The organism is Acinetobacter sp. 1294243 (genome assembly GCF_000588015.1).
In the GTDB taxonomy this organism is placed as follows: Bacteria; Pseudomonadota; Gammaproteobacteria; order Pseudomonadales; family Moraxellaceae; genus Acinetobacter; species Acinetobacter pittii.
Window position 1 is genome coordinate 14,867 of the sequence record NZ_JFXG01000031.1, and the last position, 14,067, is coordinate 28,933.

Annotated in this window: 15 protein-coding genes and 4 tRNA genes; 17 read left to right on the top strand and 2 right to left on the bottom strand. The window is 40.4% G+C overall.

Annotation, left to right across the window (positions count from 1 at the left end; translation table 11 throughout):
- Position 1: 1 nt before the first annotated feature.
- From J655_RS23375 to fghA, 3 genes are all read left to right on the top strand, one after another.
- A complete protein-coding gene (locus tag J655_RS23375; protein WP_032007209.1) occupies positions 2-793 on the top strand; it encodes a class I SAM-dependent methyltransferase in 792 nt (263 codons plus the stop codon).
- A gap of 136 nt (positions 794-929) precedes the next feature.
- Complete coding sequence (locus J655_RS23380; RefSeq protein WP_005803362.1) at positions 930-2,381, top strand: C13 family peptidase; 1,452 nt, start codon at positions 930-932, stop codon at positions 2,379-2,381.
- On the top strand, positions 2,350-3,195 hold the full coding sequence (gene fghA, locus J655_RS23385) for an S-formylglutathione hydrolase (RefSeq protein WP_023187692.1): 846 nt from the start codon (positions 2,350-2,352) through the stop codon (positions 3,193-3,195). The genes J655_RS23380 and fghA overlap by 32 nt, the downstream gene beginning before the upstream one ends.
- Here the strand turns inward: fghA and J655_RS23390 are convergent, their stop codons facing one another.
- Positions 3,196-3,468: a DUF2218 domain-containing protein gene (locus J655_RS23390; protein ID WP_000843452.1), complete on the bottom strand. Its 273-nt coding sequence runs from the start codon at positions 3,466-3,468 to the stop codon at positions 3,196-3,198.
- Between the two features lie 184 nt (positions 3,469-3,652).
- Between J655_RS23390 and rpe the strand changes: the two genes are divergently transcribed.
- The 14 genes from rpe to J655_RS23460 all read left to right on the top strand — a co-directional run bounded on the left by rpe (position 3,653) and on the right by J655_RS23460 (position 13,827).
- Entirely contained in the window at positions 3,653-4,339 is a 687-nt protein-coding gene (gene rpe / locus J655_RS23395) for a ribulose-phosphate 3-epimerase (RefSeq protein ID WP_005803358.1), read from the top strand.
- 355 nt (positions 4,340-4,694) lie between these two features.
- Positions 4,695-5,516, top strand: coding sequence for a Cof-type HAD-IIB family hydrolase (locus tag J655_RS23400; protein ID WP_005803356.1), 822 nt, complete (start codon positions 4,695-4,697; stop codon positions 5,514-5,516).
- A gap of 103 nt (positions 5,517-5,619) precedes the next feature.
- Positions 5,620-6,015: a hypothetical protein gene (locus J655_RS23405; protein WP_005803354.1), complete on the top strand. Its 396-nt coding sequence runs from the start codon at positions 5,620-5,622 to the stop codon at positions 6,013-6,015.
- Between the two features lie 41 nt (positions 6,016-6,056).
- Entirely contained in the window at positions 6,057-7,994 is a 1,938-nt protein-coding gene (locus tag J655_RS23410; protein WP_032053342.1) for a copper resistance system multicopper oxidase, read from the top strand.
- Complete coding sequence (locus J655_RS23415; RefSeq protein WP_019767953.1) at positions 7,981-8,736, top strand: copper resistance protein B; 756 nt, start codon at positions 7,981-7,983, stop codon at positions 8,734-8,736. Before J655_RS23410 ends, J655_RS23415 begins: the two co-directional genes overlap by 14 nt.
- 28 nt (positions 8,737-8,764) lie before the next feature.
- On the top strand, positions 8,765-9,760 hold the full coding sequence (locus J655_RS23420; protein WP_032007213.1) for a cation transporter: 996 nt from the start codon (positions 8,765-8,767) through the stop codon (positions 9,758-9,760).
- Between the two features lie 149 nt (positions 9,761-9,909).
- Entirely contained in the window at positions 9,910-10,230 is a 321-nt protein-coding gene (locus J655_RS23425) for a DMT family transporter (protein ID WP_004703760.1), read from the top strand.
- Between the two features lie 12 nt (positions 10,231-10,242).
- Positions 10,243-10,722: a methylated-DNA--[protein]-cysteine S-methyltransferase gene (locus J655_RS23430; protein WP_032007214.1), complete on the top strand. Its 480-nt coding sequence runs from the start codon at positions 10,243-10,245 to the stop codon at positions 10,720-10,722.
- Positions 10,723-10,855: 133 nt separating this feature from the next.
- On the top strand, positions 10,856-12,076 hold the full coding sequence (gene argJ / locus J655_RS23435) for a bifunctional glutamate N-acetyltransferase/amino-acid acetyltransferase ArgJ (protein WP_005803344.1): 1,221 nt from the start codon (positions 10,856-10,858) through the stop codon (positions 12,074-12,076).
- Positions 12,077-12,220: 144 nt separating this feature from the next.
- On the top strand, positions 12,221-13,285 hold the full coding sequence (gene nadA, locus J655_RS23440) for a quinolinate synthase NadA (protein WP_002115913.1): 1,065 nt from the start codon (positions 12,221-12,223) through the stop codon (positions 13,283-13,285).
- 142 nt (positions 13,286-13,427) lie between these two features.
- A tRNA-Pro gene (locus J655_RS23445) sits at positions 13,428-13,504 on the top strand.
- Positions 13,505-13,560: 56 nt separating this feature from the next.
- A tRNA-Arg gene (locus J655_RS23450) sits at positions 13,561-13,637 on the top strand.
- A 33-nt stretch (positions 13,638-13,670) separates the two neighbouring features.
- Positions 13,671-13,746: transfer RNA gene (locus tag J655_RS23455), tRNA-His, on the top strand.
- A gap of 4 nt (positions 13,747-13,750) precedes the next feature.
- Positions 13,751-13,827 (top strand) — tRNA-Pro (locus J655_RS23460).
- 13 nt (positions 13,828-13,840) lie between these two features.
- Here the strand turns inward: J655_RS23460 and J655_RS25440 are convergent.
- The coding region (locus J655_RS25440; protein ID WP_032053345.1) for a hypothetical protein at positions 13,841-14,067 on the bottom strand (227 nt) is incomplete at its 5' end.

Below are 14,067 nucleotides of genomic sequence, written 5' to 3' on the forward strand. Positions count from 1 at the left end.
CATGCATATATATTTTGAAGAAGATTTTCAAGAACAAGCACAGCACTACCAAGCTGTGCTTTGTTCTAGAGGTGTGACTGTCGATTTACAGCCAATTGAAAGGCTGAATGCACGGTTTTTACGCTTCAATCCTGAAATTGCCCTTTGTGTAGATGAAAACGGACTTTGGTTATCTGCTAATGGCATGAAAATGCAACCCGACTGGAAAGCTGAAATTCCACGTTTAAAACGTGCAAGTCTTAAATCGGAAATGATTGCCCGTGCTTGTCAGTTAGGTGAAAAGCCAGTACTGGTTGATGCAACAGCGGGTTTAGGCCATGACAGCTTACTTATGGCTTATCTAGGTGCCCAAATCCAGCTTGTTGAGCGCCATCCGATTTTATTTACTTTACTTGAAGATTCAAAAGCTCTGGCGGAACGTGATCCATTTTTAAGTCAATTTATGGAACGTATTCAACTGATCTTTGCTGACTCTGGAAGCTATTTACAGCAATTACATCAAGAAGCAAAAACGGTTGATGTAGTCTACCTTGACCCGATGTTCCCACAGCGCGACCAGAATCAACAAGCAATTAAAAAACAAGCTCAAGTCAAAAAACAAATGCAGCTTTTACATCTTCTTTTACCTGAAGATGGTGAGATGGATTTGGGGGATAATTTGCTAGTTTTGGCACAGAGAGTTGCTAAACGTGTAGTCGTTAAGCGACCACGCCATGCTATTTTCTTGGCAAATCAAGAGCCAGCTCATCAATGGCAAGGGGATGCTTGTCGTTTTGATGCGTATTTTCAGTAGGCTTATGTAAGGTTAGGTTTTATTGCTTGAATAATGCACAAATATATGTGATATAGTTCAAAAGCATGATTGCTAAAATTCTTAGCAGGCATACACTTAAGATGCCTGTCAAAAACGAAATTTTTGAAAACCTTTTATGATTGATCTTAAACCCTCCATTAACTTTTGGCATGATTTTAAAAGCAACCAAATTGCCGGAATGTGGCTGTTTTTGGGGTCAAGACGTTCTTTACAGATTGTACATCCATCTATTCTTCAGCTTATTGTTTGGGGAATTTTAGGAGGATGTACCAACTCTCTTTATAGCTGGCTTGTAGCTGGTCAAATCGGTGATTTTAATTCACAAGGTTTAATTGGTTATGCACTTTGGCCATTCATTGCCTTAATTGTTGGTATTTTTTTATCTCAGCGAACCAACCAACCTCGCTTAATGCTAGTTCCTGCTTTACTTTGGCTGGTTCTAGATACAAATATCTTATTAATTCAATGTTTAATCCAGTATTTGGGGTCTAACGGTTATCTCAACTTTATTCCCGATGCTATTTATAACGGAATTTTACCGAGTTTATTTGTAGCTTTATTCGTGTGGCAAAGTTTAGCCGTAATTTGGGTTTTCTCACGTGAGCTTAAGTGGCCATGGTGGGAACGTGCACTGGTTATGGTTGCGACCATTGCAACGATGGTGGTTTGGCAACTTTCTGTAAAAGATCAACCGATTTGGAAGGTAGAAGATACGGCTCCAACGTTTGCTGAAGATGCTTTTTATGCACAAAGTAAACTATTAAATGATTCTTTAGAGCAAGTTCAATATGGTGAGCTCGCCAAAAGCCATTGGTATTTTTTAGGTGTTGCTGGTGATAGTTATCAAGATGTTTTTAAATCGGAAGTGGTCCGTATTAAAGAACAGTTTGATACACGTTTCGGAACGATTGGACGTTCGATGATGCTGGTTAATAATCCAGATACCCGCACAGATATTCCGATTGCCTCTAAAACCAGTATCGAGTTAGCCCTACGCCGCATGGGCCAGCAAATGAACCGTGATAGTGATGTACTATTTTTATATATGACTTCACACGGTGAACAAAATCACTTCGAAATTGAAAATGCGCCATTAGATTTAGGGCAAGTGGACCCGAAATGGTTGCGAGAAACACTGGACAAATCCGGTATTCGCTGGCGTGTAATTGTGATCTCAGCCTGTTATTCAGGAAGCTTTATTCCTGCTTTACAGTCTCCTGATACCTTAATTATTACCGCATCGGCTGCTGATAAAACTTCTTTTGGATGTAATAACGAAGCTGACTATACCTATTTTGGACGAGCTTTCTTTGATTTGGCTATGCGAGAACAATCGTCGATGAAAGACTCATTTAACACAGCTAAGCAAACAGTAACCAAATGGGAAGTGGCTCAAGGTGTTGAACCTTCAGAGCCTCAGTGGATGATTGGTAAAAATATGGAACTTATGCTACCTCAATTGGAAAAGTATCTATTTCCTCAGCAAAATACAGGTAGTGTAGATATTGCTCAAACAAAAACAGAGGCTAAAAACGATGCAACTCCTGCAAAAAAACCGCTGCTTTGAGGGCGAGCAGCGTATATACCAATTTGAATCTTCTTATTTAAAAGGACCAGCGAAGTTTGGTGTTTATTTACCACCAGCAGCTCTAGAAGGTAAAGCTTGCTCAACTTTGTTTTACTTAGCTGGGTTAACATGTACTGAAGAAACCTTTGCCATTAAAGCACATGCGCAGCATATGGCAGCACAGCTGAGCCTAATATTGATTACCCCAGACACTTCTCCTCGTGGAGACCAAGTCGCAGCAGGGGATCATTGGGATATTGGGCAAGGGGCGGGCTTTTATATTAATGCTACCCAAGCACCATGGTCTGAGCATTATCAAATGGAAAGCTATTTAATTGATGAGTTATATCCACTCATTTTAAAAAGCTTTCCTGTAAACGCTCAACAAGTTGGTATCTTTGGGCACTCAATGGGTGGACACGGCGCACTAACTTTAGCGTTTAAATATCCTGAAAAGTTTAAGTCGGTATCTGCTTTCGCACCGATCTGTGCACCAACTGAATGTGCTTGGGGAGACAAAGCCTTTAGTCATTATTTAGGTGCAGATCGTGATAGCTGGTTGGCTCATGATGCCACAGCTTTAGTATCAAAAAATGGTGCAGTATTTGACGAAATTTTGGTTGATCAGGGATTAGATGACCAATTTTATGAACAACTTCACCCTGAAAAATTTAAGCAAGCATGTTTAAAAGCAGGACAGCCTTTAACTTTAAGACAACATGCTGGCTATGACCATGGTTATTATTTTATTCAAACCTTTATGGATGAGCATTTACAGTTCCATGCAATCCAATTAGAAAAGGTCGCTGGCTAATTAGTGTTGCCATTCCACCTGAAATTCTTGTTGAGCCATACGGTTTAGATGATCAAGCACTACTTTTTCTAAGTGATCGTGGTCATCTAACTGGCTATCAATAGCAACGTTTAACTGCTCTGTTTCTGGTGCAAGCGTAATCGTTGCTGTAGGCATTAAGATTTTAAAATCTTGTTCAGTTTCTTGTACTTCAAACTTGTGCTTCCAATGATTAACTAGACGTTTTGCAATGCGTTTTCCATCGTTTGTTAATAGATGAGTTGTGCTTTTCATTATCAATCCTCACATTGGTTTAATGTACCTTAACAAATTCGTTTCGCCGTTAGCATTCTATTGTTGCAACGTTACGTTGCAAGTTTGAAATGTTGTCATTTAAGCAAGGAAGGGCAGGCCAAGTAGGTTCTTTTTTGTTATAATTTTCAGCCTCTCCTTAAATTTTTAGCCAGGTCATCCACCTATGTCCAAGCCTTACTTGATTGCTCCTTCTATTTTATCTGCCGATTTTGCTCGTTTAGGTGAAGATGTAGACAAAGTGTTAGCCGCAGGTGCCGATGTAGTACATTTTGATGTGATGGATAATCACTATGTTCCAAATTTAACTTTTGGTGCTGGTGTATGTAAGGCTTTAAAAAATTATGGGATTACAGCTCCTGTTGACGTGCATCTAATGGTATCTCCAGTTGATCGAATTATTGGAGACTTTTTGGAAGCTGGTGCAGATATTATTACTTTCCATCCAGAAGCATCGCACCACATCGATCGTTCATTACAGTTAATTAAGTCAGGTGGTGCTAAAGCTGGCTTAGTCTTTAACCCAGCAACGCCGTTGCACTATTTAGATTACGTGCTTGATAAAGTAGATCAAATTTTAATAATGAGTGTAAACCCAGGTTTTGGTGGACAAAAGTTCATTCCAATGACATTAGAAAAGTTGCGTGAAGCTCGTAAAGTTATCGATGCAAGTGGTCGTGATATTCGTTTAGAAGTTGATGGTGGTGTTGGCCCTGCAAATATTCGTGAAATTGCTGAAGCGGGTGCAGATATGTTTGTTGCTGGTTCAGCTATTTTTGGTCAACCAGATTATAAAGTTGTGATTGATCAAATGCGTGCAGAGCTTGCGAAAGTGGGCAGTGTAGACGCTTAAAAAGTATGTTGAACTGAGAATAAGCTTGTGGATAACTTTGTTTATAACTATATGGATAACTGTGTTGATAACCGTATGGATAAGATGTTGGTAAAATAAACAAAATTAGATCAACCGTTTATTCTCTAAGCGAAATGTATGAAAAAAGAACGTTTTGGCGTTCTTTTTTTATGCGTGTTGAATATTTTATTATCTGATTTTTTTTTAAGCTTTGCTAAAAAATAACCTGTGCAAAAAACGATGTAGCTCTGTGGAAAACTTTTTGTGCATAGATACGTATAAAACTGTAAAAGTGTCATGAAAAATAAAGCTAAATTTGGTTTAATAAGTTTTTAGTAAGAGACCTCGATAATTAATGACAGTAAAAATTTTAGCGGTAGATATGGATGGGACTTTTCTTAATTCCAAAAAGCAGTACAACAAAGCACGTTTTTTAAAACAATACGAACAACTAAAACAAAATAATATTCATTTTGTGGTAGCCAGTGGTAATCAACTCGCAAAGCTGATTACCTATTTTCCAGAAATTAGTCATGAAATTGCTTTTATTGCAGAAAATGGCGCGCATGTTGTAGATGCAGGGCAAGAATTAGCTTTTGCTCATTTAAGTCAGCAACAATATATTGAGATTCTAAAAGCGATTGATCCTTCATATACCTCAACCATGGTGATCTGCGGGAAACAGAGTGCTTATGTGCATAGCAGCATGAACGCAGAGGACTATGCCAAGGTTGCCCGATATTTTGAAAAACTGACAGTTGTAGATGACTTTTATGCACTAGATGACTTAGTGTGCAAAATTACTTTTACCGCTCAGGAAAACGAAAGCTTTGCGATTTTTGAGCATTTTCAGAAGCAAAGTTTTGTAGCAGATAAAGTTTTGGTACCTGTTTCAAGTGGTTTTAATTTTATCGATTTGATTCTTCCCGACCAGCATAAAGCACACGGTTTGAACTTATTACTACAAAAATGGCAGGTTGAACCTAATCAAGTGGTTGCGATTGGTGATAACAACAATGATATGCAGATGATTAAAGCTGTGGGTTATGGGTTTGCAGTTGAAAATGCAGTAGAAGCATTAAAAGCGGTGGCGCCTTATACCACTGTAAGTAATGAACAAGAAGGCGCATTAGAGGTGATTGATTTAGTCCTTCAGCATCAACCTCCATTTGCTTAATTGCTCTATAACAAGCAGTTAAGATAGAAAATTGTATCTCTTTTAAAACTTCGTTATGCTAATGGCATTAAGATCACCCATCGGCTCTAGGCGATAAATCACAATGGCTCTACAACACTTACGCAAGTATGCTTGGTTTGTGTTCCTAATGGCTTTCGTCATTGGGTGGAGTGGTGTGTCTATTGCACAGACGCCTATGCAACATGATCTTCATACTATGCCGTGTCATAGCGAAAAATTTTCGCATAACAATATGCATACTCAAGCAAATGATCAGACCGTATGTCATCAAAAGATGACTCAGTCTCTTCATTCGCATGGTGAGCATTGTCAGGACTGTAACCCAGTCCATTGCCAAATGGTGAATTTAGCTCTGCAGCAAGCTGTACCTGACGTTGAATCCCCACTTATTCCTATTTCATATCAATTTAGCAGTATTTATCAGGCTCAACATTTAGCCGGATACTGGCAAGAGATTTTACGTCCTCCTAAAGCTTGATCCTTATTTACTTATTTTTTTAATTAAAAAGGATCACAGCAATGTCTCATAAAACAATTAGCAGCCTCGTCGCTGTATTTGGTCTATTGGTTTCACCATGGACCCTCGCAGCAATTAAGGAATATCACCTTAATATTAATGAACAACAGGTCAATGTTACGGGCAAACCCCTTAAACGAATTACCGTAAATGGCAAGTTTACAGCACCACTCCTTGAGTTTGAGGAGGGGGATGAAGCTGTTATTCACGTCCATAACCAATTAAAGAATCAAGATACGTCTTTACACTGGCATGGCTTATTACTGCCAGGGTTAATGGATGGCGTACCGGGTTTCAATGGTTTTAAAGGAATTGCGCCAAACGGAGATTTTGTTTACCGCTTTAAGGTGAAACAAAACGGCACCTATTGGTATCACGCGCATAGTAAAGGCCAAGAGCAAGATGGTTTATATGGCCCGCTCGTGATTTATCCAAAAGGAAAAATACCTGTTGCTGCTCATGAGAAAACAGACCGTGATTACGTGGTAATGCTTTCAGATTTTCATAATTCTTCTAGCGATAGCATTATGAAGAATTTGAAGAAATCTGCTGAGTATTATCAAAACCGCCGTGAAACTGTATCTGATGTTTTGAAGCAAGTTAAAACACAAGGCTTAAAAGCAACTTGGCAAGATCGTTCGATGTGGAATCAAATGCGGATGTTAAAAACCGATATGTCTGATGTGACGGGCTATACCTTCTTAGTCAACGGCAAAACACCGCAGCAAAACTGGACAGCTAACTTTAAAGCTGGTGATAAGGTTCGATTACGATTTATTAATGCATCAGCGATGTCATTTTTTGATGTCAGAATTCCAAATTTGAAAATGGCTGTTGTGAGTGCAGACGGGCAGCCAGTTAAGCCAGTTGCAATTGACGAGTTCCGTATTGGTACAGCCGAAACCTACGATGTCATTGTAGAACCTACGCAATCAAATTATCACATTGAAGCAGAGTCTATTGACCGTAGTGGTTTCGCTATCGGTACTTTGCACAATGAAAATGCACAGGCTGTAGGGCCAATTCAAATGCCACAGCCACGTCCGCGCGCTTTGTTAACTATGGAAGATATGGGCATGAGTCATGGCAATGGGGCAAGTGATGAACATGCTGGCCATCAAATGAACATGCAACACGACATGTCGGCTATGCCTGAAATGAAAAAAGAAGAGAGCCAGACTAATCATGATCATACAATGATGAACATGGATCATGACATGAAAAATATGTCCTCTGAAAAACATGATCATTCTATGATGCAAATGAAGCATGACATGTCAGCGATGCCTGAAATGAAGCATGATATGCAGGCAATGTCATCGAGTGAACATGACCACGCTATGATGAATATGAAACATGAGATGCTTGCGCAATCTGAGAATAAGTCTAAAAAGGATGAACCCGTTTATGGCTGGGCAAATGCTTCGACACCAGCGGGGATGAAAGCACTGCAATATAGTGATTTGCAATCTTTAACACCTCAGCCAGACACGCGTGCACCAGAACGTGAATTAGTTATTCGTTTAGGTGGTAACATGGAGCGTTATATCTGGACCATTAATGGCAAAAAATTTAGCGAAGCTGAGCCATTACAAGTTAAGTATGGCGAACGTATTCGCTTGAAGTTTGTGAATGACAGCATGATGGCTCACCCAATGCATTTACATGGCATGTTCATGCAATTAGAAAATGGCCAACAAGCTGAAAACTTACCAAATAAACATACTCTTATTGTTCCACCAGGAAAAACCGTTACTGCGTTATTGACAGCCGATGCCTTAGGCGAATGGGCGATTCATTGCCATTTGCTCTACCACATGAGTGCGGGAATGATGAATAAGTTGATTGTGGCTCAAGTGAATGATGGACAACAACCTGCTCAAGCTCAATCACCTGTTCAATCTGAAAATGAGAAAGGAGCTAGTCATGCGCATCACTAAGTTATTTTCTCAAATGTTATATTGCGGTGCTTTCTCGAGCATATCAGTATTTACTTTTGCTCAAGAGCCTTTAACTCATGATCATTTACGCGAACACGGTGGTCAGATCTATCAAGCAACCACGATTGATACGGGATGGACTCAAAACGAAGAGGGAGAAGGTAGTTTTTCTTCGGAATTAGAAACTTGGGTGGGAACGGATGAAAATAAATTGTTCATTAAAGCCCACGTTGAAAAAGCAGAGTCAGAAGATGCCAATTATGGCGGTTCAGTACTTTATAGTCGAAATGTAGCTGACTATTGGGATGTACAGGCCGGTATAAACTACGAACGTTTGCAACGCGAAGATGAAAAGCAAGATCGCTGGGCTGGTGTTGTGGGTTTACATGGTATGGCGCCTTACTTTTTTGAAACCGATGCATATCTTTATGCAGGTGAAGACCAGCTATGGAAGTTAAGTTTAGAAACAGAAAGGGACTTACTCTTTACCCAAAAGTTAATTGGTAAACCTTATTTAAAAGCAGATGTTGTTTTGCAAGATGAATCTCGCTATGCCAGTAAAACAGGGCTATCTAGTTTACAAGCTGGCTTTCAAACCCGTTATGAAATCAATAAAAAGGTGATGCCATTTGTTGATGTTGGTTACGGCTATGAAAAAGGTTTAAAACAAACTGCTTGGCAAACTGGAACCGACTCCGAACATGGTTGGTATTATGGAGCTGGGTTAACACTAAAATTCTAATTGCCGAACAAAAAGTAAGCTTAAACATATGCCATTGGTTTATACTAATGGCATTGTTTTTTGTGTCAGTTATGGTGCAAAGATGGCTTTAGAAAAACAAGATAATCAAATACATTTAAGTAAAACTAGCTCTAGCTGTGGGTGCCCAAGCACGACGTCTCAGGAGTGTTTCACGCCTAGTGAATCTGTGGCTAAAAAGAGTCAATGGGTAAGTTATTACCATATTCCTCGCATGGACTGTGCAGCCGAAGAGCAAATGGTACGGATGGCTTTGGCCCCTTACAATGACGATATTCAAGAACTTCATTTTGACTTACCAGCGCGTCATTTGGCGATTTATCACAGTGTTCAGGCTGAAATGATTACTCAAAGTTTACAGCGTCTAGGATTAGGAGCAGAGTTACAACAAACGCAGCCACATTATGAACCAGTTGAAAAACCTAAAAAGGTTCGAGCTAGTTCTTCAACTAATGCAGCACAAAAGCAAGTTTTACAATGGTTGTTACTGATTAATGGCGTCATGTTTGTCATTGAGTTTATGGCCGGCATTATCGCTTCCTCTACAGGATTAATTGCTGATTCGCTCGATATGTTTGCTGATGCTGCAATTTATGGCATTGCTTTATTTGTGGTGGGTAAAAATCTAAATGCCCAATTAAAAGCCGCGCATCTTTCGGGGTGGTTGCAGTTTGGCTTAGCCATGATTGTGTTAATTGATGTGCTGCGCCGTTTTATATATGGCAGTGAACCAGTTTCAATTTTAATGATTTTAATTGGTGGATTGGCGCTTGCGGCCAACATTAGTTGTCTTTACTTAATGAGTGACCATAAAGAGAGCGGGGCACATATGAAGGCGAGTTATATCTTTTCTGCAAATGATGTCATCGTTAACTTGGGTGTCATTGTCGCTGGAATATTGGTTGCCATTACAGGTTCGCGTTATCCTGACTTAATGATTGGATTGATTATTGTTTTGTTTGTTTTAAATAGTGCACGAAAAATTTTACAATTAAAAAGTGAATAAGTTTCTCTAAGACAGGCAAGCTTTAGATAGGGTTTGCCTTCATTTTTTATTTTAAAGTAAACTGAGTTCACACATAAAGGAGGAACGACCTCCCCCATAATGGGTAATCATGTCGGGACGACCTGACGCTATAAAAATCAGTGAATGTTATGGCTTGGGCTATTTTAATTTTAGCAGGGGTATTTGAAATCATTTGGGCATATTCTATGAAAATGTCCGAAGGTTTTACCCGTTTAACCCCTAGTATTATTACCGTAGTTTTTATGATTTTGAGTGTGGTTCTACTTTCAATTTCAATGAAAACTTTACCTCTTGGCACTGCCTATACGGTTTGGACAGGCATTGGCGCGATTGGGTCATTTCTTGTAGGTATATTTTTTCTTCATGAGCCTATTGGAGCTATGCGAATGATTGCCGCTGTATTAATTGTGTCAGGCTTGGTTTTAATGAAAATTTCATCGCCGTCTTAAGAGAATAAAACTATGTTACTGTCTTATAAGTATATCAATTCGCCTGTTGGGCAATTAAAGCTAGTTGCGAATGAAAATGCTTTGGTGGCAGTACTCTGGGACAATGAAAATCCAAAACGTGTTCGGCTGGCTGAGCTGGTCGAACAACTTGAACATCCAGTTTTATTAAAGACCGAACAACAATTAGTAGAATATTTTGAAGGTAAACGCCGTGAGTTTACATTGCCACTCGATTTCGAAGGGACTGTATTTCAAAAACAAGTATGGGCTGCATTACTGACCATCCCTTATGGGGAAACAAGAAGTTATAAAGATATTGCACTTCAAATTGGCAATGAAAAAGCGGTGAGAGCAGTTGGTGCGGCAAACGGTAAAAACCCAATTTCCATTATTGCACCTTGTCACCGAGTAATTGGTGCGGGTGGAGCTTTAGTTGGTTTTGCTGGTGGGCTTGATAAGAAAGATATTTTATTAAAACTAGAGCAACAATGAGCCGTTTTTGCGCTCGATTTTTTTAGACTTTTCTACTAAGCTGTCCACTATGATATTTCATAAGGTCGGTGCTTTACTGCATCGCTTTTTTTGAAATATTGATCTTATTCAACAAACTTTGGATGTTCTAAAAATGGCTGTCGGTGACGTAACAATGCCACAAATGCATGTGGTAAAAGGTGTAAAAATTGGCTCAACAGAAGCATATGTACGTTACCAAAACCGACGAGATTTAGTCATTTTTGAGTTTGCAGAAGGCTCAAATGTTGCTGGTGTATTTACGCAAAATGCATTTTGTGCAGCGCCTGTTCATGTCTCTAAAGCCCATCTTGCCGAAGGTAACCCTCGTTATTTAGTGATTAATACGGGTAATGCCAATGCGGGAACCGGACCTACGGGTTTGAAAAACGCTCAGGATACTTGTGCGAAGTTAGCGGAGCTTGCTGGAGTAAATAGCTCTGAAGTACTTCCGTTTTCTACGGGGGTGATTGGCGAGCAGCTTCCAATGGAGCGTTTACTTGCTGGACTTCAGCCTGCATTAAATAGCGTACAAGATGCGGCTTGGAATGATGCTGCAACTGGCATTATGACGACAGACACTGTGCCTAAAGGCGCATCTGAACAATTTGAGCTTGATGGCATTACTTATACCATGACAGGTATTAGTAAAGGCGCTGGAATGATTCGCCCGAACATGGCAACCATGTTGAGCTTTGTGGCAACAGACGCACCTATTCGCCGTGATTTAGTACAAAAGCTACTAAAAACCACGGTTGAGCATTCATTTAACCGTATTACGATTGATGGCGATACTTCGACCAATGACTCTTGTATTTTCGTAGCAACAGGTCAGGCGGGTGGCACTGAAATCATATCAGACAACGATGCACGCTACGCTAAAGTTTTAGAAGTTCTTGCTCGTGTAATGAATCGTTTAGCACAGTTAATTGTCCGTGATGGTGAAGGTGCGACGAAATTTATTACTGTTGCTGTAGAAGGCGGCGCAAATACTCAAGAATGTTGTGACATTGCATATAGCATTGCGCATTCACCACTTGTCAAAACTGCACTCTTTGCATCGGACCCGAACTGGGGACGTATTTTAGCTGCGATTGGCTATGCAGGGGTTAAAGACTTAGACGTGTCTAAAATTCAAGTGTGGTTAGACGATGTACAAATCTGTAAAGATGGTGGCGCAGCTGAGGAATATACCGAAGAAGCGGGTGCGCGTGTTATGGCTCAAACCGAAATTACCATTCGTGTTGATTTAGGACGTGGTCAGGCCAAAGACACGGTATATACCTGTGACTTATCTTACGACTATGTCAAAATTAATGCTGATTACCGTTCTTAAATATCAGTTATAATCAAGCCTCGACAAAGAGGCTTTTTTATTAGCCCCATCTTTTGATATTAAATGATTCAATCCGTAAATCATTTAAGCAGTAACGTTATATGCGAGCAGGTATGCCAGCATGAAGGATAGAGAAGACGTTTTATGAGTGATGCGACTTTAATTGCCAACGATGCAAAAAACATTGTACAAGCGCATTTAGACCGTTTAGGTGAGCCAAAAGACAATCGCTTAAGTGAAGAAGCAAAACAACAAAAGTTTGCACAGATCGAAGCAGAGCTCAAAAAACGTGATGCTGTCCTTGTTGCTCATTACTATTGCGACCCTGAAGTACAAGAACTTGCCGAAAAAACAGGTGGATGCGTTTCTGACTCTTTAGAAATGGCCCGTTTCGGACGAGATCATGCTGCCTCAACACTGGTTGTTGCTGGGGTCAAATTTATGGGAGAAACAGCAAAAATTCTGTCTCCTGAAAAAACAATTTTAATGCCGACACTTGAAGCAACCTGCTCACTAGATTTGGGCTGTCCTGTCGATGAGTTCACGGCATTTTGTGATCAGCACCCTGACCATACCGTAGTTGTTTATGCCAACACATCGGCTGCTGTTAAAGCACGTGCCGATTGGGTTGTGACTTCGAGCTGTGCTGTTGAAATTGTTGAACATCTAGACAGCTTAGGCGAAAAAATTATTTGGGCGCCAGATCAGCACTTAGGTCGCTATATCCAAAAGAAAACTGGTGCAGATATGTTGCTTTGGGATGGGGCATGTATTGTGCATGAAGAATTCCGTGCACGTGGCATTGCCAACATGAAAGCACTGTACCCAGACGCTGCTGTATTAGTACATCCAGAATCGCCAGAATCGGTTGTAGAAATTGCAGATGCGGTAGGTAGTACTTCTCAACTCATTAAAGCTGCGCAGACTTTACCAAACGAAAGACTCATTGTGGCAACTGACCGCGGTATTTTCTACAAAATGCAGCAAGCAGTACCCAATAAGATTTTAGTTGAAGCGCCAACAGCGGGTGAGGGGGCAACTTGTCGTTCATGTGCCCACTGTCCGTGGATGGCAATGAATGAACTCGACGGAATTTTAGAAGTTTTACAAAAAGGTGATCAGGAAATACACGTTGATCCAGCACTTGCTGAACGTGCCAAAATGCCTTTAGATCGAATGTTAGCCTTTAGTGCATCGTTAAAACGTTAAAAAACCTCAAAATGCTTGTTAAATATACATTTGATAAGGATTTTTAACTTTTTTTGAGAATAGGTGTTGACGTCTGAGGGCGTCACGCCTAGAATGCACACCGTACCGCACGATGTGCGATACAGCAAAAGCTGAGATAGATCGGAGCATAGCACAGCCTGGTAGTGCACCTGGTTTGGGACCAGGGGGTCGTAGGTTCGAATCCTACTGCTCCGACCACTTAAAATAACATTTTAAGATCGGCGAAGTATCGCATGATAAGCATCATCGGTTAAGCGCCTGTAGCTCAGTTGGATAGAGCATCCGCCTTCTAAGCGGATGGTCACAGGTTCGAATCCTGTCAGGCGCGCCATTTGGTAGCTTGGTACATAGAACTTATTTGATGGTGGATGTAGCTCAGTTGGTAGAGCCCTGGATTGTGATTCCAGTTGTCGCGGGTTCGAATCCCGTCATTCACCCCAATTTCGGAGCATAGCACAGCCTGGTAGTGCACCTGGTTTGGGACCAGGGGGTCGTAGGTTCGAATCCTACTGCTCCGACCATATTTGAAAGCGTTCAAGCTTTGAAAATATCCCAAATATTGAAAAGAATTTCTTCTAGTCTTACAGGTGGAAGGAATTTTTTTGTTTTTATATATTTAAATTTTAATTCAAACGTCTCCAATATTTGAGCTTGTTTAAATAAGCTCTGTTCTCTGTTCTCTGTTCTCTGTTCTCTGTTCTCTGTTCTCTGTTCTCTGTTCTCTGTTCTCTGTTCTCTGTTCTCTGTTCTCTGTTCTCTGT